The sequence below is a fragment of the Bacillus haimaensis genome, assembly GCF_048270625.1.
Taxonomy (GTDB): domain Bacteria; phylum Bacillota; class Bacilli; order Bacillales; family Bacillaceae_I; genus Sutcliffiella_A; species Sutcliffiella_A haimaensis.
This window is the reverse complement of record NZ_CP158164.1, coordinates 3959756-3978702: the sequence shown is the minus strand read 5'-3', so window position 1 is coordinate 3978702 and position 18947 is coordinate 3959756. Positions and strand designations below refer to the sequence as shown.

Annotated in this window: 14 protein-coding genes, 3 tRNA genes, 2 rRNA genes, 1 other RNA gene and 1 other annotated feature; of the genes, 15 read left to right on the top strand and 5 right to left on the bottom strand. The window is 45.0% G+C overall.

Annotation, left to right across the window (positions count from 1 at the left end; translation table 11 throughout):
* Window positions 1-43: 43 nt before the first annotated feature.
* The 4 genes from ABN702_RS20300 (at window position 44) to rrf (ending at window position 3502) form a co-directional block, all read left to right on the top strand.
* Window positions 44-120: transfer RNA gene (locus tag ABN702_RS20300), tRNA-Ile, on the top strand.
* Between the two features lie 22 nt (window positions 121-142).
* Window positions 143-218, top strand: a tRNA-Ala gene (locus ABN702_RS20295).
* Window positions 219-371: 153 nt separating this feature from the next.
* Window positions 372-3304, top strand: a 23S ribosomal RNA gene (locus ABN702_RS20290).
* A gap of 81 nt (window positions 3305-3385) precedes the next feature.
* Window positions 3386-3502 (top strand): 5S ribosomal RNA (rrf, locus tag ABN702_RS20285).
* A 530-nt stretch (window positions 3503-4032) separates the two neighbouring features.
* On the opposite strand, the gene ABN702_RS20280 is transcribed toward rrf, so the two are convergent.
* Entirely contained in the window at window positions 4033-5001 is a 969-nt protein-coding gene (locus ABN702_RS20280) for a YaaC family protein (protein ID WP_417898424.1), read from the bottom strand.
* Window positions 5002-5146: 145 nt separating this feature from the next.
* On the opposite strand from ABN702_RS20280, the gene guaB reads away from it, so the two are divergent.
* From guaB to ABN702_RS20250, 6 genes are all read left to right on the top strand, one after another.
* Window positions 5147-6610, top strand: coding sequence for an IMP dehydrogenase (gene guaB / locus ABN702_RS20275; protein ID WP_417898423.1), 1464 nt, complete (start codon window positions 5147-5149; stop codon window positions 6608-6610).
* A gap of 127 nt (window positions 6611-6737) precedes the next feature.
* Window positions 6738-8096 carry a D-alanyl-D-alanine carboxypeptidase family protein gene (locus ABN702_RS20270; RefSeq protein WP_417898422.1) on the top strand — a complete coding sequence of 453 codons (1359 nt, stop codon included), beginning with the start codon at window positions 6738-6740 and terminating at the stop codon, window positions 8094-8096.
* Window positions 8097-8328: 232 nt separating this feature from the next.
* Window positions 8329-9213: a pyridoxal 5'-phosphate synthase lyase subunit PdxS gene (gene pdxS, locus ABN702_RS20265; RefSeq protein WP_417898421.1), complete on the top strand. Its 885-nt coding sequence runs from the start codon at window positions 8329-8331 to the stop codon at window positions 9211-9213.
* Window positions 9214-9231: 18 nt separating this feature from the next.
* Window positions 9232-9807, top strand: coding sequence for a pyridoxal 5'-phosphate synthase glutaminase subunit PdxT (pdxT, locus tag ABN702_RS20260; RefSeq protein ID WP_386646307.1), 576 nt, complete (start codon window positions 9232-9234; stop codon window positions 9805-9807).
* Between the two features lie 67 nt (window positions 9808-9874).
* Window positions 9875-10113: a binding site (T-box leader), on the top strand.
* Between the two features lie 46 nt (window positions 10114-10159).
* On the top strand, window positions 10160-11437 hold the full coding sequence (gene serS, locus ABN702_RS20255; RefSeq protein ID WP_417898420.1) for a serine--tRNA ligase: 1278 nt from the start codon (window positions 10160-10162) through the stop codon (window positions 11435-11437).
* A gap of 96 nt (window positions 11438-11533) precedes the next feature.
* Window positions 11534-11626 (top strand) — tRNA-Ser (locus ABN702_RS20250).
* 145 nt (window positions 11627-11771) lie between these two features.
* Here the strand turns inward: ABN702_RS20250 and ABN702_RS20245 are convergent.
* The 4 genes from ABN702_RS20245 to ABN702_RS20230 all read right to left on the bottom strand — a co-directional run bounded on the left by ABN702_RS20245 (window position 11772) and on the right by ABN702_RS20230 (window position 15144).
* Window positions 11772-12440, bottom strand: a complete 669-nt coding sequence (locus tag ABN702_RS20245) for a deoxynucleoside kinase (protein ID WP_204420221.1) — start codon at window positions 12438-12440, stop codon at window positions 11772-11774.
* Window positions 12440-13078, bottom strand: a complete 639-nt coding sequence (locus tag ABN702_RS20240) for a deoxynucleoside kinase (RefSeq protein WP_417898419.1) — start codon at window positions 13076-13078, stop codon at window positions 12440-12442. The genes ABN702_RS20245 and ABN702_RS20240 overlap by 1 nt, the downstream gene beginning before the upstream one ends.
* 138 nt (window positions 13079-13216) lie before the next feature.
* The gene (locus ABN702_RS20235; protein WP_417898418.1) at window positions 13217-14536 is read right to left on the bottom strand and encodes a glycosyl hydrolase family 18 protein; all 1320 of its coding nucleotides are present in this window, start codon (window positions 14534-14536) and stop codon (window positions 13217-13219) included.
* A gap of 68 nt (window positions 14537-14604) precedes the next feature.
* On the bottom strand, window positions 14605-15144 hold the full coding sequence (locus ABN702_RS20230; protein WP_417898417.1) for an isochorismatase family cysteine hydrolase: 540 nt from the start codon (window positions 15142-15144) through the stop codon (window positions 14605-14607).
* A gap of 82 nt (window positions 15145-15226) precedes the next feature.
* Between ABN702_RS20230 and tadA the strand changes: the two genes are divergently transcribed.
* From tadA to recR, 5 genes are all read left to right on the top strand, one after another.
* Complete coding sequence (gene tadA, locus ABN702_RS20225) at window positions 15227-15724, top strand: tRNA adenosine(34) deaminase TadA (protein WP_417898416.1); 498 nt, start codon at window positions 15227-15229, stop codon at window positions 15722-15724.
* Between the two features lie 99 nt (window positions 15725-15823).
* An RNA gene (gene ffs / locus ABN702_RS20220) (signal recognition particle sRNA large type) lies at window positions 15824-16088 on the top strand.
* 163 nt (window positions 16089-16251) lie between these two features.
* Window positions 16252-17943, top strand: a complete 1692-nt coding sequence (gene dnaX / locus ABN702_RS20215) for a DNA polymerase III subunit gamma/tau (protein WP_417898415.1) — start codon at window positions 16252-16254, stop codon at window positions 17941-17943.
* 33 nt (window positions 17944-17976) lie between these two features.
* Window positions 17977-18303: a YbaB/EbfC family nucleoid-associated protein gene (locus tag ABN702_RS20210; RefSeq protein ID WP_386646339.1), complete on the top strand. Its 327-nt coding sequence runs from the start codon at window positions 17977-17979 to the stop codon at window positions 18301-18303.
* Window positions 18304-18313: 10 nt separating this feature from the next.
* A complete protein-coding gene (recR, locus tag ABN702_RS20205) occupies window positions 18314-18910 on the top strand; it encodes a recombination mediator RecR (RefSeq protein ID WP_204420210.1) in 597 nt (198 codons plus the stop codon).
* Window positions 18911-18947: the final 37 nt, after the last annotated feature.

Sequence of the window (18947 nt, the reverse complement as noted above, 5' to 3'; positions counted from 1 at the left end):
TGTTTTGTTTAGTTTTGAGAGAACTCTCTCATATATAAATTAGGGGCCTATAGCTCAGCTGGTTAGAGCGCACGCCTGATAAGCGTGAGGTCGGTGGTTCGAGTCCACTTAGGCCCACCATTTTTTAATTATAGAACTTTTAGGGGCCTTAGCTCAGCTGGGAGAGCGCCTGCTTTGCACGCAGGAGGTCAGCGGTTCGATCCCGCTAGGCTCCACCAACAGACAAATATTCCATTTGTCAAACATGTTCCTTGAAAACTAGATAACGTTAAGTAATATCAAGATACATTCACAAGTATCGTTCATCTTAGTAATTTTCTTTTAAAATATCATCGCTGATATCGAAAAAACATGACAATTAGTTTGTCAACGGTTAAGTTATTAAGGGCGCACGGTGGATGCCTTGGCACTAGGAGCCGATGAAGGACGGGACTAACACCGATATGCTTCGGGGAGCTGTAAGTAAGCTTTGATCCGGAGATTTCCGAATGGGGAAACCCACTGCTCGTAATGGAGCAGTATCTTTACCTGAATACATAGGGTACTGAAGGCAGACCCGGGGAACTGAAACATCTTAGTACCCGGAGGAAGAGAAAGCAAACGCGATTTCCTGAGTAGCGGCGAGCGAAACGGAATTAGCCCAAACCAAGAGGCTTGCCTCTTGGGGTTGTAGGACACTCAACATGGAGTTACAAAGGAACGGGGTAAATGAAGCGATCTGGAAAGGTCCGTCATAGAAGGTAAAAACCCTGTAGTTGAAACTTCGTTCCCTCCTGAGTGGATCCTGAGTACGGCGGGACACGAGAAATCCCGTCGGAAGCAGGGAGGACCATCTCCCAAGGCTAAATACTCCCTAGTGACCGATAGTGAACCAGTACCGTGAGGGAAAGGTGAAAAGCACCCCGGAAGGGGAGTGAAATAGATCCTGAAACCGTGTGCCTACAAGTAGTTAGAGCCCGTTAATGGGTGATAGCGTGCCTTTTGTAGAATGAACCGGCGAGTTACGATCCCGTGCAAGGTTAAGTCGATGAGACGGAGCCGTAGCGAAAGCGAGTCTGAATAGGGCGAATGAGTACGTGGTCGTAGACCCGAAACCAGGTGATCTACCCATGTCCAGGGTGAAGTTCAGGTAACACTGAATGGAGGCCCGAACCGACTCACGTTGAAAAGTGAGCGGATGAGGTGTGGGTAGGGGTGAAATGCCAATCGAACCTGGAGATAGCTGGTTCTCTCCGAAATAGCTTTAGGGCTAGCCTCATATGTTAGAGTCTTGGAGGTAGAGCACTGATTGGACTAGGGGTCCTCATCGGATTACCGAATTCAGTCAAACTCCGAATGCCAAAGACTTATCTATGGGAGTCAGACTGCGAGTGATAAGATCCGTAGTCAAGAGGGAAACAGCCCAGACCGCCAGCTAAGGTCCCAAAGTATACGTTAAGTGGAAAAGGATGTGGAGTTGCTTAGACAACCAGGATGTTGGCTTAGAAGCAGCCACCATTTAAAGAGTGCGTAATAGCTCACTGGTCGAGTGACTCTGCGCCGAAAATGTACCGGGGCTAAACGTATCACCGAAGCTGCGGACTGTTCTTACGAACAGTGGTAGGAGAGCGTTCTAAGGGCGTTGAAGCTAGACCGGAAGGACTGGTGGAGCGCTTAGAAGTGAGAATGCCGGTATGAGTAGCGAAAGAAGGGTGAGAATCCCTTCCACCGAATGCCTAAGGTTTCCTGAGGAAGGCTCGTCCGCTCAGGGTTAGTCGGGACCTAAGCCGAGGCCGAAAGGCGTAGGCGATGGATAACAGGTTGATATTCCTGTACCACCTCCACTCCGTTTGAGCAATGGGGGGACGCAGAAGGATAGGGTAAGCGCACTGTTGGATATGTGCGTCTAAGCAGCAAGGCTGAGAAGTAGGCAAATCCGCTTCTCATTAAGGCTGAGCTGTGACAGCGAGGGAAATATAGTACCGAAGTTCCTGATTTCACACTGCCAAGAAAAGCCTCTAGCGAGGAGTATGGTGCCCGTACCGCAAACCGACACAGGTAGGCGAGGAGAGAATCCTAAGGTGAGCGAGAGAACTCTGGTTAAGGAACTCGGCAAAATGACCCCGTAACTTCGGGAGAAGGGGTGCTCTGTTAGGGTGTTAAAGCCCGAGAGAGCCGCAGTGAATAGGCCCAGGCGACTGTTTAGCAAAAACACAGGTCTCTGCGAAGCCGTAAGGCGAAGTATAGGGGCTGACGCCTGCCCGGTGCTGGAAGGTTAAGGGGAGAGGTTAGCGCAAGCGAAGCTTTGAACCGAAGCCCCAGTAAACGGCGGCCGTAACTATAACGGTCCTAAGGTAGCGAAATTCCTTGTCGGGTAAGTTCCGACCCGCACGAAAGGCGTAACGATCTGGGCACTGTCTCAACCAGAGACTCGGTGAAATTATAGTACCTGTGAAGATGCAGGTTACCCGCGACAGGACGGAAAGACCCCGTGGAGCTTTACTGTAGCCTGATATTGAATTTTGGTACAGCTTGTACAGGATAGGTAGGAGCCTGAGAAGCCGGAGCGCTAGCTTCGGTGGAGGCGTCGGTGGGATACTACCCTGGCTGTATTGAAATTCTAACCCGCAGCCCTTATCGGGCTGGGAGACAGTGTCAGGTGGGCAGTTTGACTGGGGCGGTCGCCTCCTAAAGAGTAACGGAGGCGCCCAAAGGTTCCCTCAGAATGGTTGGAAATCATTCGCAGAGTGTAAAGGCACAAGGGAGCTTGACTGCGAGACCTACAAGTCGAGCAGGGACGAAAGTCGGGCTTAGTGATCCGGTGGTTCCGCATGGAAGGGCCATCGCTCAACGGATAAAAGCTACCCCGGGGATAACAGGCTTATCTCCCCCAAGAGTCCACATCGACGGGGAGGTTTGGCACCTCGATGTCGGCTCATCGCATCCTGGGGCTGTAGTCGGTCCCAAGGGTTGGGCTGTTCGCCCATTAAAGCGGTACGCGAGCTGGGTTCAGAACGTCGTGAGACAGTTCGGTCCCTATCCGTCGTGGGCGCAGGAAATTTGAGAGGAGCTGTCCTTAGTACGAGAGGACCGGGATGGACGCACCGCTGGTGTACCAGTTGTCTTGCCAAAGGCATAGCTGGGTAGCTACGTGCGGACGGGATAAGTGCTGAAAGCATCTAAGCATGAAGCCCCCCTCAAGATGAGATTTCCTTTTGCTTCTAGCAAGTAAGATCCCTGAAAGATGATCAGGTAGATAGGTTCGAGGTGGAAGCATGGCGACATGTGGAGCTGACGAATACTAATCGATCGAGGACTTAACCCAAAAAACAATGAACGACACTTGTGAATCTTGGTAAGAAAATACGTTATCTAGTTTTGAAGGAACATCCTTCAATTGAATATGTCTGGTAATGATGGCGAAGAGGCCACACCCGTTCCCATACCGAACACGGAAGTTAAGCTCTTCAGCGCCGATGGTAGTTGGGGGCTGTCCCCCTGTGAGAGTAGGACGTTGCCAGGCAAATTAGGGAAAAGGTCAGTGCTGATGAGGTGCTGGTCTTTTTTGTGTTTGTTTTATGTTGTTCTTTGGATGAGTGTTGTGAGGGGATGGTACTTATTAGTGCCAGGCCCCTCTTTTTTTGTTTTGGGGAGAAAGAGGTTGGGTGGTGGAGGGAGGGGCCTGGCACTGATGTATGTGGAGGGAGGGTGATGGTAGGGGAGGGAGTGTTTCGTACCGTGATAGCGGTGAAAAGTGCGAGTGACGGTAGGTACAATAGCGGTTCGTACCGTGATAAAGGGTAAACAGAAGGGATGACGGTAAGAAAGAGGTACTGGTCTTTTTGTGTTTATTTTTTGGTTTGCATCTTTGGATTTGCGTAGTTAGGGGACGGTACTTATTAGTGCCAGGCCCCTCTTTTTTGTTTAGGGGAGAAAGAGGTGGGGTGGTTGGTGGTGGAGCCAGGCAATGGTGTGGTGAGGGATTGGTGGGCGGGGCACTGGTGAGGGGGCAGAGGAAGTAAGGGATGCCTCCTGTGCCCGGCAGTGTTTTACTTATTCTTCGATATCAAATACACGCATTAGGAATGTGTGTAGGTAGTGTGCTGTTTTTCCTGCGGTGATATCTAGGAATTGAATGATGAGTGAGAGGTCGCTGCTGTTGAAGGTGTGGAGGAGTTCTCCCCACCATTCCGTTTCGTAACGACAAATCATACTTAGGTTATAGAGCAAGAGGTAATGTACAAGCACCTCTGGAAAGAAAGTGAAATGCTCTTTTTTCCGTGTTATATAGAGCATCGAGTTTTGATGATGATAGAGCAGTGGTGAATAGCTTAAGGACTGATTTTCCTGAGTGCCGCTGAAAGTCATCATCTGCTTGGGTTGTTCGTTTGCAAGATGCTTGAAGGATGTGTGCGTTTGGAAATACTGAATAAACCGATCCTGCGTCAATTTGTAGTCATCAAGGATAGTTAAAGGAATGGAAACGGTGGAAGCAGTTGCCAGACCAATCGGCAAGAAAGGTATTTTATTTTTTGTGATTTTAATGGCTTCTTCCAACTCAGGAATAGAGTAGAGAAGTTCTTGCATGGAGTATTTTGTCCCTTCCATTTGTTTCACATGAAACATTTTGTCGCTGATGTGCGAAAATAGGCCGTTCTTTTGTATTTTTACTTCGTCCTGGATGAATTCATAGCTTTGTTTTTTTCTTTTTCTTGTAGAGACTCCATGTGCCAATACTGCCGTTGATTCCGGATAGGAGGGATCTACAGTGAGCAGGCAAGCTTTTAGCAGCTGAATCATTCCATAAAATAAAAGGACGGGTTTTATGGAGAGAGGTGAGTTTTTGGTTTGCTGAAGGTAGGTTAACCCATGCTCAATAAAGTAAATAAAACTGTAAGCGTTTTGATAGCTCTTTTGCTCATAGTTTTCCACCTGATTTTTGTGATAGCCTTTTTTTAGTAATTTCTGGGCGGTTTCTACAGATAGGAATGGGTGAAAAAGATTTAAGTTAGAGTGAGCCATGTTTTTCTTCCACTTCCTCGATTGATTTGGATATAAATTAAATTTTTTGAAAAATCCAACTTATAATAGTATCCTTGACAGTATTTTGTCCAGTTGATAATCTACTATAAATATATTCGAGGAAAAGAAGGGGGAAAATTTTGTCATGTGGGAAAGCAAATTTGCAAAAGAAGGATTAACTTTTGATGATGTATTACTCGTACCAGCCAAGTCTGAGGTATTGCCTAGAGATGTTAGTTTAAAGGTGAAGCTGACAGAGACCTTGCAGTTGAATATACCGATTATCAGTGCGGGTATGGATACTGTGACAGAAGCTGAGATGGCTATAGCAATGGCGAGACAGGGTGGCTTAGGGATAATCCATAAAAACATGTCAATTGAACAGCAAGCAGAGCAAGTGGATAAAGTAAAACGTTCTGAGAGAGGCGTAATTACCGATCCTTTCTTTTTAACTCCCGATCATCAAGTGTTTGATGCAGAGCATTTAATGGGCAAGTACAGAATCTCCGGTGTGCCGATTGTGAATAACAAGGAAGAGCAAAAGCTTGTGGGTATTCTTACTAACCGTGATCTGCGTTTCATCCAAGATTTCTCCATTCCGATTTCCGACGTCATGACAAAAGAAAACCTAGTAACTGCTTCCGTAGGTACGACTTTAGCAGAAGCGGAAAGCATCTTACAGAAATATAAGATTGAAAAGCTTCCCCTAGTAGATGAGAAAGGAATCTTAAAAGGTCTAATCACGATAAAGGATATTGAAAAGGTAATTGAATTCCCTCATTCCTCCAAGGATGACCAAGGCAGACTGCTGGTAGGGGCAGCTGTCGGGGTGACAGGTGATACGATGCTTCGAGTTGAAAAATTAGTTCAGGCGAGTGTGGATGCAATCGTTGTGGATACTGCTCACGGTCACTCGCAAGGGGTATTGGATACGGTGAAGAAAATCAGAAGCAAGTATCCAAAGCTGAACATCATTGCAGGAAATGTGGCAACGGCAGAAGCAACAAAGGATCTGATTGAAGCTGGAGCAGATGTGATCAAAGTAGGGATTGGACCTGGTTCCATCTGTACAACCCGTGTGGTAGCAGGTGTAGGGGTTCCTCAGATTACAGCGGTATATGACTGTGCATCAGAGGCTCGCAAGCATGGTGCATCCATTATAGCGGATGGCGGTATCAAGTATTCCGGAGATATCGTAAAAGCTTTGGCTGCCGGCGGTCATGCAGTAATGCTCGGAAGTATGCTTGGAGGTACAACAGAAAGTCCTGGAGAAACGGAAATATTCCAAGGCAGAAGATTTAAAGTGTATCGCGGCATGGGTTCTGTTGGTGCAATGGAAAAAGGAAGCAAGGATCGATACTTCCAAGAGGACAACAAGAAATTTGTTCCGGAAGGCATTGAAGGACGCATTCCATATAAAGGCCCGGTTGCTGACACAATCTACCAGATGGTTGGCGGACTTCGTTCAGGTATGGGGTATTGTGGAACAAAGGACCTACAATCCTTAAGAGAAAATTCCCAGTTTGTGAAGATGACGGGTGCAGGGCTGCGTGAGAGCCATCCACATGATGTCCAAATCACAAAAGAATCCCCCAACTATTCCATTTGATAACAAACAATAGTCGCATAGTCATAGTTGTGACAGAGAAAGAACAAGTCTTTCTCTGTCTATTTTTTTTGGAAATAGTGTGATAAAATAACGACTATGTGAAAAAGTTTCTGGAGGGTAATTTATTGTGAAAAAAAATCTTCAACGTTTTATTGCTAGTTTATTAGCCATTACTTTATTGACGACGATTTTTTCGATACAAGATGTACAAGCAGAGGAAAATGACCATTTAAATATAAATGCGGAAGCTGCTCTACTACTTGAACAAAGCACAGGGAAAATCATTTACCAAAAGAACATCGATACAGTACTCGGAATTGCAAGTATGACGAAAATGATGACAGAATACCTAATTCTTGAGGCTGTACATGAAGGGAAATTATCTTGGGAAGATCAGTACAATGTAACTGAATATGTTCATACGATTTCTCAAGATACAAGTTTATCGAACGTTCCATTGCGCAGAGATGGAACTTACAATGCAAGGGAACTGTATGAGGCGATGGCCATCTACTCAGCAAACGGAGCCACGATTGCACTGGCTGAAATGGTTGCTGGCTCCGAAGAAGCATTTGTTGTTAAAATGAATGAAAAAGCAGAAGAATTAGGATTGAAAGACTATAAGTTTGTGAATACCACTGGACTGAACAATGGAGACCTATACGGGATGCATCCGGCAAACACTGCAGCTGACGAAGAGAATGTGATGTCAGCACGTGCAACAGCTAAGCTTGCCTTTCACTTGCTGAAGGATTTCCCGGAACTTCTGGAGACTTCAAGCATTGCGAAACAAGTGTTCAGAGAAGATACGGATGACAGAATTGAAATGTCCAACTGGAACTGGATGATCCCTTCATTGGTTAAGGGGTATGAAGGTGTGGACGGTATCAAGACCGGTTACACGGACTTTGCCGGGTACTCTTTCACGGGTACGGTAGAGAAGGACGGCATGCGTTTTATTTCCGTGGTAATGAACGCAAAAAATGAAGACGGCCAACCTGATGTAGAGGCCCGCTTTGACGAAACAAGAAAATTATTCGATTATGGTTATGCAAACTTCTCGGTAAAAGAAATCTACCCTGCGAACTATCAAATTGATGAAAATTCCAACTTGAAAGTAGTAAAAGGGAAAGAAAAAAATGTGGAAGTTGCAACAAGTGAATCGCTTAAAGTATTGGTGAAACGTGGCGAAGAAGAGAAATTTGAGCCGTTATATGTGTTTGATGAAAAGGTAGTAAACAAAAAGAAAGAAATCACTGCTCCTATCGAAAAAGGGGCAAAGGTTGGATATCTCACAGTCGAATATACTGGGGAAGATGAGACAGGCTACCTATTTGAGGAAAACAAAAGTGGTGCACAGGCTGATGTTGTCACAACAGAAGCGGTGGAAAAAGCCAACTGGTTCGTCCTGACGATGCGTGGTATTGGAGGATTCTTCGGAGATCTTTGGTCCACCATTGCTAGTTCCATCAAGGGACTGTTTTAATAAAGTGTCAGACAAATAAGTGCAAAGAGACTATCATGTCTTTCTGCACTTATTTTTTATATCGGGGAAATGTGCCGGGCATACCGGGGCCGGGACGATTTTCATTGCGTGAAAGAAATTTATTAGGATTTTTATCGGAATTGAGGTAAAATAAAGGACGTGTAAGAAAATCATATGGACAAGGTCCATTTTATTTAAAACTATTTTAATCTACATACAGGGGGAATTCTCGATGACTTTAACAGGTACTGATCGTGTAAAACGTGGAATGGCAGAAATGCAAAAAGGCGGCGTCATCATGGATGTTGTCAATGCGGAGCAAGCTAAGATCGCTGAGGAAGCTGGAGCAGTAGCGGTTATGGCATTAGAGCGCGTTCCTGCTGATATCCGTGCAGCTGGTGGAGTGGCACGAATGGCAGATCCTACAATCGTGGAAGAGGTAATGAAGGCAGTTACTATTCCGGTAATGGCTAAAGCTCGTATCGGTCATATTGTAGAAGCTCGTATTTTAGAAGCGATGGGAGTAGACTACATCGATGAAAGTGAAGTGTTGACTCCTGCCGATGAAGAGTATCACTTGGACAAGCGCCAATATAAAGTGCCTTTCGTTTGTGGTTGCCGTGATCTTGGTGAAGCTGCCCGCCGTATCGGTGAAGGTGCTTCCATGCTTCGTACAAAAGGTGAGCCTGGTACAGGTAACATCGTGGAAGCTGTTCGTCACATCCGTAAAGTGAACGCACAAGTTCGCAAAGTGGTAGGAATGAATGAAGATGAATTGATGACAGAAGCAAAATTATTAGGAGCACCTTTTGAATTGCTTCTTGAAATTAAGCGTCTTGGCCGTCTACCGGTAGTTAACTTCGCTGCTGGTGGTATTGCGACACCTGCAGATGCAGCATTAATGATGCAATTAGGTTCTGACGGGGTATTTGTTGGATCTGGTATCTTCAAATCCGAGAACCCGGCTAAATTTGCTCGTGCCATTGTAGAAGCGACTACTCACTACCAGGATTATGAGTTGATTGCCAGCCTATCAAAAGGTTTGGGTACAGCAATGAAAGGCATCGAGATTTCTACACTATTACCTGAAAATCGCATGCAAGAGCGTGGCTGGTAAGTAAAGGAGTTTTGAATCATGGTTAAGGTTGGAGTCCTGGGACTTCAAGGTGCAGTTCGGGAGCATGTGAAATCGATCGAAGCATCTGGAGCAGAGGCAATTGTAGTAAAGAAAGTGGAACAGCTAGCTGAGATTGATGGTCTGATTATTCCCGGTGGGGAAAGCACGACCATGCGTCGTTTAATTGATAAATATTCCTTCATGGAGCCATTGCGCGAATTCGGTGCAAGTGGAAAGCCTGTTTTTGGTACATGTGCAGGACTTATTCTCATTGCGAAGGAAATTGTCGGGTATGAGGAGCCGCATCTTGGTTTGATGGATGCCAAAGTGGAGCGTAATTCATTTGGCCGTCAAGTCGACAGTTTTGAGGCGGAACTTACGATCGCTGGCGTGGCCAATGACTTTGTAGGCGTCTTTATCCGTGCTCCACACATCGTGGAGGTTGGAGAGGATGTAGAAGTCCTTTGCAAGCATAATGGCCGCATTGTAGCAGCAAGACAAGGACAATTCCTCGGTTGTTCGTTCCATCCGGAATTGACGGACGATCACCGTATCACGCAATATTTTGTTAATATGGTGAAAGAGTCTAAATAAAATAGTGTATAAAACTATTGCAAGTAAGAGAAACTTGTAGTAAATTATTCGTTAACAAGAAAATATAGCCAAAGCGTTGAGAGGAAATAGTATCAGGCTGTTATTACTTCAGAGAGTCGGTGGCTGGTGAAAACCGATGTAGAACACTTGAGAATCCATCCTTGAGCAGTGAACCGAATTACCGTTTTCAGGTATAGTAAGTCACTTCGGTAAGATTATTACCGTTATCGAATGAAGTGGGAAAAGGTTTTACATGCCTTTTTCAACAAGGGTGGCAACACGGGATATCAAACTCTCGTCCCTATATGGGGACGGGGGTTTTTTGTGTTTTAAAAAAGGAGGAACAGGAATAATGTTGGATTTAAAACTATTGCGTGCCAATTTTGAAGAAATTAAAGGTAAGCTTACACACCGCGGGGAAGATTTAACCGATCTTGACCGTTTTGAAGAGCTTGATGCGAAAAGAAGAGATTTGTTGGGTCAGACGGAACAACTGAAAAGCAAGCGTAATGAAGTATCCCAACATATCGCTGTAATGAAGCGTGAAAAGCAGGATGCCGATCATCTGATCAAGGAAATGCGAGAAGTTGGAGACAAAGTTAAAGAATTGGATGATGAGCTAAGAGGGGTAGAAGAGACATTGGATCTTTTACTGATGTCCATTCCCAATATCCCTCATGAGAGCGTGCCCGTTGGAGAAACAGAGGATGACAACGTGGAAGTTCGTAAATGGGGAGAGGTTCCTGTATTTGATCACGAGGTAAAAGCACACTGGGATATTGCAGATGAACTGGGAATCCTGGACTTCGAACGTGCCGGCAAAGTAACAGGAAGCCGTTTTGTATTCTATCGCGGACTTGGTGCGCGATTGGAAAGAGCTCTATTCAACTTCATGCTTGATTTACATGTTGATGAGCATGGATACACAGAAGTGCTGCCTCCATACCTCGTAAACCGTGCAAGTATGACAGGGACCGGACAGCTTCCAAAGTTCGAGGAAGATGCTTTCCTGATTGAAAAAGAAGACTACTTCCTTGTACCAACTGCTGAGGTTCCGATTACCAACATGCATCGTGATGAAATTCTGAGTGCCGATCAGCTGCCAATCAATTATGCAGCATTCAGTGCATGCTTCCGTTCAGAAGCGGGTTCTGCAGGCCGTGATACTCGTGGTCTTATTCGCCAGCATCAATTCAATAAAGTGGAGCTTGTGAAGTTTGTGAAGCCGGAAGATTCTTATGAAGAGCTTGAAAAATTAACAGGAAATGCTGAGAAAGTATTGCAGCTTCTTGGATTGCCATACCGTGTGCTGAGCATGTGTACAGCGGACTTAGGTTTTACAGCTGCGAAGAAGTACGACATCGAAGTATGGATTCCGAGTGCTGAGACATACCGTGAAATTTCTTCTTGCAGTAACTTTGAGAGCTTCCAGGCACGTCGTGCAGGCATTCGTTTCCGTCGTGATCCTAAGGGGAAACCGGAACATGTGCATACACTGAATGGTTCTGGCCTGGCGATTGGCCGTACGGTTGCTGCCATTATCGAGAACTACCAGCAGGCGGATGGATCTGTCGTGATTCCTGAAGTATTGCGTCCTTATATGGGTGGCAAGCAAATTTTGACTAAATAGTGAACAAAAATAGGGTGGAGAAAAAAATCTCCATCCTTTTTTTTTATTGCGTTGACAAGTTATTTTGAAATATGATATATTACTTTTTGTTGATACGGAGGAATACCCAAGTCCGGCTGAAGGGATCGGTCTTGAAAACCGACAGGGGTGTCAAAACCCGCGGGGGTTCGAATCCCCCTTCCTCCTCCATCGATTTATTTATAAAAGGTGATTTTACCTAAAGCGCATAAAATGGAGATTGTTCGTTACATTGGAGAAAGTAACGATTTTTTTATTGTCAAAGATGGAAGCGACGCCGTCTGAGACAATAAAATAAGCCGCCTATATAGGCGGCTTATTTTTTTAGCAGAAGTGACTGCTTCATATGATGGGAAATCTTTTCGATGATTGGTTCAACGGAATTGGAATTTCTCAAGACATCATAGTCGTTGATATTTAATCGAAGTACAGGACATGCGTGAAAGCTGTTGATCCACTTTTCATAGCGTTCGTGCATTTCTTCCCAGTACGAGATTGGTGTTTGCTGTTCCATTGGACGACCGCGTTCCTGGATTCTGCCAAGAATATCATCCAAGCTTCCTTCCAAATAGATCAAGAGGTCCGGATGAGGGAAATATGGTGTCATGACCATTGCCTCAAAAAGGCTTGTATAGGTTTCATAATCCACCTTCGTCATCGTCCCTTTTTCATAATGCATATTTGCGAAAATCCCTGTATCTTCATAAATGGAACGATCCTGAACGAACCCTCCGCCATATTCGAAAATCTTCTTCTGATCCTTAAAGCGCTCCGCCAGGAAGTAGATCTGCAAATGAAAGCTCCAGCGTTCGAAATCCGCATAGAACTTGTCCAGATATGGATTTGTATCGACTTTTTCGAAAGAAGTACGAAAGCCTAGTGCGTTTGCTAAGGCGTTTGTCATGGTTGATTTTCCGACACCGACTGTTCCGGCAATCGTAATGACCGCATTGGATGGGATGCCGTATTTTTCACGTAGATTCATTAAATGATAACTCCTTTTTTCAAGGTATCGCGCAATTGGTCGAAGATTTTTTGCATATCCTCTTCCCGCTGAATAAAATCTATTTCATCCCCGTTGAAACGCAAGATCGGCAGGGATGGGTATTGCTGTTCTAGTCGATCCATTTCTTCATCATAATCCATACTAAGCTGTTGTAGATAAAGCGGGTCGATTTTCTTTTCGATATCTCTGCCACGCATTTCAATCCTTCTTAATAAGGTATCCAAACTTGCATGCAAATAGATGATGACATTTGGTTTAGGCATATCCGATGTCAGGATGTCGTAGATTTGCAGGTATTTGTCATACTGTTTGTCCCTTAATGTACGCTTTGCAAAAATAAGATTCTTCATGATGTGGTAATCCGATACAACCGGTGCCCCGTCCTGTAAATGAAGCCGATCGATATCTTCTAGCTGCTTATATCTATTGCACAGAAAAAACATTTCAGTCTGGAAACTCCACTCATCTATATCTTCATAGAATTTTCCGAGAAAAGGATTTTCATCTACTATTTCTTTTAATAACTGATACTGGAACTCCTCTGCAATCTTCTTTGCAAGTGAGGTTTTTCCAACACCAATCGGCCCTTCAACTGTAATAAATGGTGTTGCTTGCATCCAATGAACCCCCTTAATTAAACCGAACACTCATCAATATTTTGACAGACATTTAACATTCTATCATAGATGATGTAGATATGGATTAGGAAATTATGAAAAAAAAGAGACTGAATACCATTTCAGCCTCCGAACTAATTATCTATATGATTGATGATACCACCGAGCTGTAGGGTTTTTTACTACATTGAAGTTATCGGTTATCAGGAGCCAATTTTGCGGGAAGGAGAGTCCGAGCTTCCAATAGCTGATGCCTCTCAAGTTCAATTCTTTTAACAAGTCAAACTTTGCCTGGATCGACCGGGCATCCTCAAACCAAACTTTATGTTCCTTCCCTTGTTTATCCCAATAATTGAAATGGGGGGCCTGTGCCTCCTCATCGTATTGAATGGCCGCATTATTATCACTGGCAAGCTGGATGGCCGCCTGAGGACTGATCGCTTTGGCAAACTCCCCGCCAGGCTTGAACGGAAGCGTCCAGTCATATCCGTATAGATTCTGTCCCATCATGATTTTATTTCCTGGCATTTCGGTCAATGCGTATTCAAGCACCTCTCTTACAGGCCCGATCGGCGAGACAGCCATAGGTGGTCCGCCGCTATAGCCCCATTCATAAGTCATAATGATGACAAAGTCTACAATCTCACCGTGTGCTTTGTAGTCGTGGGCTTCATACCATTTCCCTTTTTGGTCTGCCTTTGTTTTTGGTGCCAAAGCGGTGGAAATGAGCCATCCTTCCTTTTTGAAACGGTCGCGTGCTTTTCGTAAAAACGTGTTATAGGCTTCCTTATCAGCCGGTCGCAGGAATTCGAAATCAAAATGGATATCCTTAAAGTTATATTTTTTAGCTGTTGCCACAACATTGTCGAGAAACTTGTTCTGGACAGACATATTCGTCAAAATGATTTTGCCGAGCTCATCACTGAAGCCATCCTCCTCGAGATTGGTGAGGACCATCATGAGTGTGACGTTATTCGCCTGGGCTATTTGCGGAAAGTTGTTCAGTGGCGGTTCCTTCAGAGAGCCGTCACGCTGCACGCGAAAACTGAATGGTGCGAGGTAGGTCAGATAGGGAGCCGCGTTTCTTGCACTCTGTTCCAGTTGAGGGGAAACCGTATTTCCGCTAGGCTCAATATATGCATTGATTTCCGCTTCCCGTTTTGGCTGTGGTGGAATATATAGTCTGATTCCTGTGCGCAGTGGTTGATTGGCATTCAATTGGTTTACTTGTGCCAGGCGCTGTGGTGTTGTATTGAATTTCCTTGCTATTGAAGTAAGAGTATCGCCTTGCTGCACATAATAGAACCTTCCCACGATTGGAATTACAAGCGCCTGCCCTATTACAAGATTATCGGGATTGGGCAATTCGTTTGCTTCTATTATATCTTCAGGGGTCGTTGCATAAGTCTGCGAAATCCCGTAGATTGTTTGTCCTTGCTGAACGACATGAATTTGCATGGTTCGTCCCTCCTATTCATCATCCTTTATCAATGTATGAGAATAGTGAGGGAAACATGCAAGGTTCTTTATTGCTTCAACAATACATCTGTCGTATAGATGGAGGCCTTCAGGACATTCCTCATCATCGTAATCGCGTATTCATTATCCTCGTCTGCCGTAGAAGCAATGGCATCGGTTGGTACATGAAGCTTTATCTCTCGCATATATGCATCATTTGCAGTGAAAAGGACGCATATATTCCCGGCAATGCCAGTCAGGATGAGAGAATTTACCCCAAGTTGGGACAGAAGAGTATGTAGGGCAGTACCAAAAAATGCAGAGTGCTTCGGTTTAATCAGAAAATAGTCATCTCCTTCAGGGCAGAGATTTTCAATGATGCTTTTACTAAGTGGATTATTGCATTTCTCCATAATCTTGTTATAGTCTGCCTGCCATAGCTGATAATGATCGTTTACATAGATGATTGGAAGACCGTTCGTCTTCATGAGTTTTTTAAGTTTTAATATATTTGGTGCAATGGCTGCGGTCTTCTTCGCCAGTGTTTTTCCGTGCTTAAACTGAAAATCATTGATAATATCAATAATAAGTAATGCTGTGTGCTCCAAGTATTATCACCTCATGCAGATTAGTGTATGGAATTGGGGTCAAGAATATATACGAGCATGCAAAAAGAAAGGAATACGGGTTATGCAAGAAAAAACCGATGAATGGTTCATGAAACTGGCAATAGAAGAAGCGAAAAAAGCGGAAGGATTGGCGGAAGTGCCGATCGGAGCGGTCATAGTCAAGGACGGAGAAGTCCTTGCTAGGGGCCATAACTTGAGGGAGACGACTCAGCGATCCATTACCCATGCCGAAATACTGGCTATCGATGAAGCATGCAAGAAGCTTGGTACATGGAGGTTGGAGGATACCACCCTTTATGTCACACTCGAGCCATGTCCGATGTGTGCGGGCGCCATCGTTTTATCACGAGTGCAAAAGGTCGTGTACGGTGCCATTGATCCGAAAGCAGGTTGCGCCGGTACATTGATGAACCTGTTGGACGAACCACGATTTAATCACCAAACCGAAATAGTAAGTGGGGTACTGGAGGAAGAGTGTGGAACTCTTCTTTCCGATTTCTTCAGAAGGCTTCGTCAGCAAAAGAAGGAGAAAAAGCAGCAGTTGAAAACCGAGTCCTAAAATTTTACAGGTGATTATGGTTGCAATTTTTCCTTTTTCCCCTTATACTAAATTATGCGTCGGACATAATGACGCACTAACCTATTGGTTTTAATTTTGTCGTGCTAAGCGGGGAGGTAGCGGTGCCCTGAACTCGCAATCCGCTCTAGCGAGGCTGAATCCCTTCTCGAGGTTAGCAGGCTGTAGGGTCTGCCTTAAGTAAGTGGTGTTGACACCTGGGTCCTGCGCAATGGGAACCCGTGAACCATGTCAGGTCCGGAAGGAAGCAGCATTAAGCGGACTCTCTCATGTGCCGCAGGGTTGCCTGGGTCGAGCTAACTGCTTAAGTAACGCTTATGGTGGCTAATCGACAGAAGGTGCACGGCAGTTATAAATAGTCATTCAAACTCACTCTATTGCAGGGTGGGTTTTTTGCTGTCTTTTTATTCTTTATGCGAAAATAAATCAAGCCTTTTCATGTTTGCTTTTGAAATTGACTCCATTTCTACGGTATAATGGAAAGGATAAGAAAGAAGGAGGGCATATTGGTGGCATATCAAGCTTTATATCGTGTTTTTCGACCACAGCTTTTTCAGGATGTCGTGGGACAGGAACATATAACCAAAACCTTACAAAACGCCCTGCTTCAACAGAAGTTCTCCCATGCCTATCTTTTTTCAGGCCCAAGAGGAACCGGAAAAACAAGTGCGGCAAAGATATTAGCAAAGGCAGTGAACTGCGAACACGCTCCTGTTGCAGAGCCTTGTAACGAATGCCCCTCCTGCAGGGGAATCACAGATGGATCCATTTCCGATGTAATGGAAATCGATGCGGCCTCCAATAACGGGGTCGATGAAATCCGTGATATCAGGGACAAGGTGAAATATGCACCGAGCGCGGTCAAGTATAAAGTATATATCATAGATGAAGTACATATGCTTTCCATCGGAGCCTTCAACGCGTTATTAAAAACGCTGGAAGAGCCTCCGAAACACGTGATTTTCATTCTGGCTACAACCGAGCCGCATAAAATTCCGCTGACCATCATATCGCGCTGTCAGCGATTTGATTTCAGAAGAATTACGGCGGAATCCATTGTCGGCAGGTTGCAAACCGTGCTGAATGCCCAGGCGATCAAAAGTGAGCCCCATGCCCTTGCTGTAATAGCAAGAGCGGCTGAGGGGGGAATGCGTGATGCGTTAAGTTTGATGGATCAGGCCATCTCCTTCAGCGACGGAGTCCTAACTGTCCAGGATGCCCTTTCCATAACAGGATCTGTTTCTCAGACGTTTCTGACCGATCTGGTAAAAGCCCTACACCAAAAGAATGTAGCGGATGCTTTGGATTCCCTGAATTCCGTTTTCCGATCAGGCAAGGATCCTTCGAGATTTTTGGAGGATTTGATTTTCTATTATCGGGACATGCTTCTCTACAAAACTGCCCCAAGGCTCGAACAGATCCTGGATAGAGTGCAGGTGGATGAGGGATTCAGGACGTTTGCGGAGGAAATCCCTTCTGAGACCATCTATGAAACGATCGATATACTCAATAAGAGTCAGCAGGAGATGAAGTGGACCAATCATCCAAGGATCTATCTTGAGGTGGCAATTGTGAAACTCTGTCAGCTTGAGGGTTCCTCGAAGGAAAGTGCAGACCAAGATCAGGTGAATATCCTCATGAAGAAAATCACTTTGCTCGAAAACAAAGTGAAAGAATTATCTTCGGGTAAACAGGTCGAAGCCAACCAAGCGGCGGCAGCAGCCAAAACACCTGCAAGATCTGGTGGGGGATCACGTAATGGGTTCAAACCGGCAGTCGGGCGAATCCAGGAAGTGCTGAAAACTGCGACAAGAGGCGATCTGGAAAGCATAAAAGGCAGCTGGGCTCAGCTATTGGAGACGCTTCGGAAGCAGAACAGGGTGTCCCATGCGGCTTTATTGACAGATAGTGAGCCGGTGGCTGCTTCCAACCAGGCTTTTGTGTTAAAATTCAAGTATGAGATACATTGCAAGATGGCATCTGATGACCAGGTAAAGCAGAACCTGGAGCAAATCTTGATGGAGCTTACCGGAAAATCCTTCGATATGCTGGCTGTACCGGAAACGGAGTGGCAGCAGATTCGGGAGGACTTCATCCGCGGCCAGAAAGATGAGACAGGTGGAGACCAGCAGGAAGAGGACCCATTTATTGAAGAGGCCAAGAAATTGGTAGGTCCCGAGCTGATTGAAATAAAAGAATAAACTACTAACCAATAATAGGAGGAATGACTTATGATGCGTGGTGGCGGAATGGGTAACATGCAAAAAATGATGAAACAAATGCAAAAGATGCAAAAGGATATGGCGAAAGCGCAAGAGGAACTAGCGGAAAAGACAATTGAAGGTACTGCTGGCGGCGGTATGGTGACGGTTGTTGTGAACGGCCAGAAAGAAATCATTTCTGTGAATATTAAAGAGGAAGTAGTAGACCCGGAAGATATCGAAATGTTGCAAGATCTAGTATTGGCTGCTACAAATGATGCCTTGAAGAAAATGGAGGAGTTGACTAATGATACAATGGGTCAATTCACCAAAGGGTTAAACATGCCAGGACTTTTCTAGGAGGACCTTTATGCACTATCCTGAGCCTATATCAAAGCTGATCGACAGCTTTATGAAATTGCCGGGTATCGGCCCGAAAACGGCCGCACGTCTGGCTTTTTTCGTATTGAATATGAAAGAAGACACCGTATTGGACTTTGCGAAAGCATTGGTCAATGCGAAAAGGAACTTATCGTACTGCTCTGTTTGCGGACATATCACCGATAAGGATCCATGCTATATCTGTGAGGATAACCGACGTGACCAGACTGTTATTTGCGTAGTCCAGGAAACCAAGGATGTAATCGCCATGGAGAAGATGAAGGACTATAACGGACTCTACCATGTATTGCATGGTGCCATCTCGCCCATGGATGGAATTGGACCGGAGGATATCAAAATCCCTGAACTAATCAAACGATTACAGGATGATGTGGTTCAGGAACTGATTCTCGCTACCAATCCCAATATTGAGGGAGAAGCAACCGCCATGTATATATCAAGGCTTCTAAAACCGACAGGAATCAAAATGACGCGTATCGCACACGGTCTTCCGGTCGGCGGAGACCTGGAGTACGCTGATGAAGTGACACTATCCAAGGCGTTAGAAGGACGAAGAGAAATATAATTTAACTTTGATAAATCCATGTAAAGGGGCTAACACT

What these genes read in the sequence shown, in the direction of transcription:
- ABN702_RS20280 (WP_417898424.1), bottom strand. Translation starts at nt 5,001, where the DNA reads ATGGCTCACTCTAACTTAAATCTTTTTCACCCATTCCTATCTGTAGAA.
- guaB (WP_417898423.1), top strand. Translation starts at nt 5,147, where the DNA reads ATGTGGGAAAGCAAATTTGCAAAAGAAGGATTAACTTTTGATGATGTA.
- pdxS (WP_417898421.1), top strand. Translation starts at nt 8,329, where the DNA reads ATGACTTTAACAGGTACTGATCGTGTAAAACGTGGAATGGCAGAAATG.
- pdxT (WP_386646307.1), top strand. Translation starts at nt 9,232, where the DNA reads ATGGTTAAGGTTGGAGTCCTGGGACTTCAAGGTGCAGTTCGGGAGCAT.
- serS (WP_417898420.1), top strand. Translation starts at nt 10,160, where the DNA reads ATGTTGGATTTAAAACTATTGCGTGCCAATTTTGAAGAAATTAAAGGT.
- ABN702_RS20245 (WP_204420221.1), bottom strand. Translation starts at nt 12,440, where the DNA reads ATGAATCTACGTGAAAAATACGGCATCCCATCCAATGCGGTCATTACG.
- ABN702_RS20240 (WP_417898419.1), bottom strand. Translation starts at nt 13,078, where the DNA reads ATGCAAGCAACACCATTTATTACAGTTGAAGGGCCGATTGGTGTTGGA.
- ABN702_RS20235 (WP_417898418.1), bottom strand. Translation starts at nt 14,536, where the DNA reads ATGCAAATTCATGTCGTTCAGCAAGGACAAACAATCTACGGGATTTCG.
- tadA (WP_417898416.1), top strand. Translation starts at nt 15,227, where the DNA reads ATGCAAGAAAAAACCGATGAATGGTTCATGAAACTGGCAATAGAAGAA.
- ABN702_RS20210 (WP_386646339.1), top strand. Translation starts at nt 17,977, where the DNA reads ATGCGTGGTGGCGGAATGGGTAACATGCAAAAAATGATGAAACAAATG.
- recR (WP_204420210.1), top strand. Translation starts at nt 18,314, where the DNA reads ATGCACTATCCTGAGCCTATATCAAAGCTGATCGACAGCTTTATGAAA.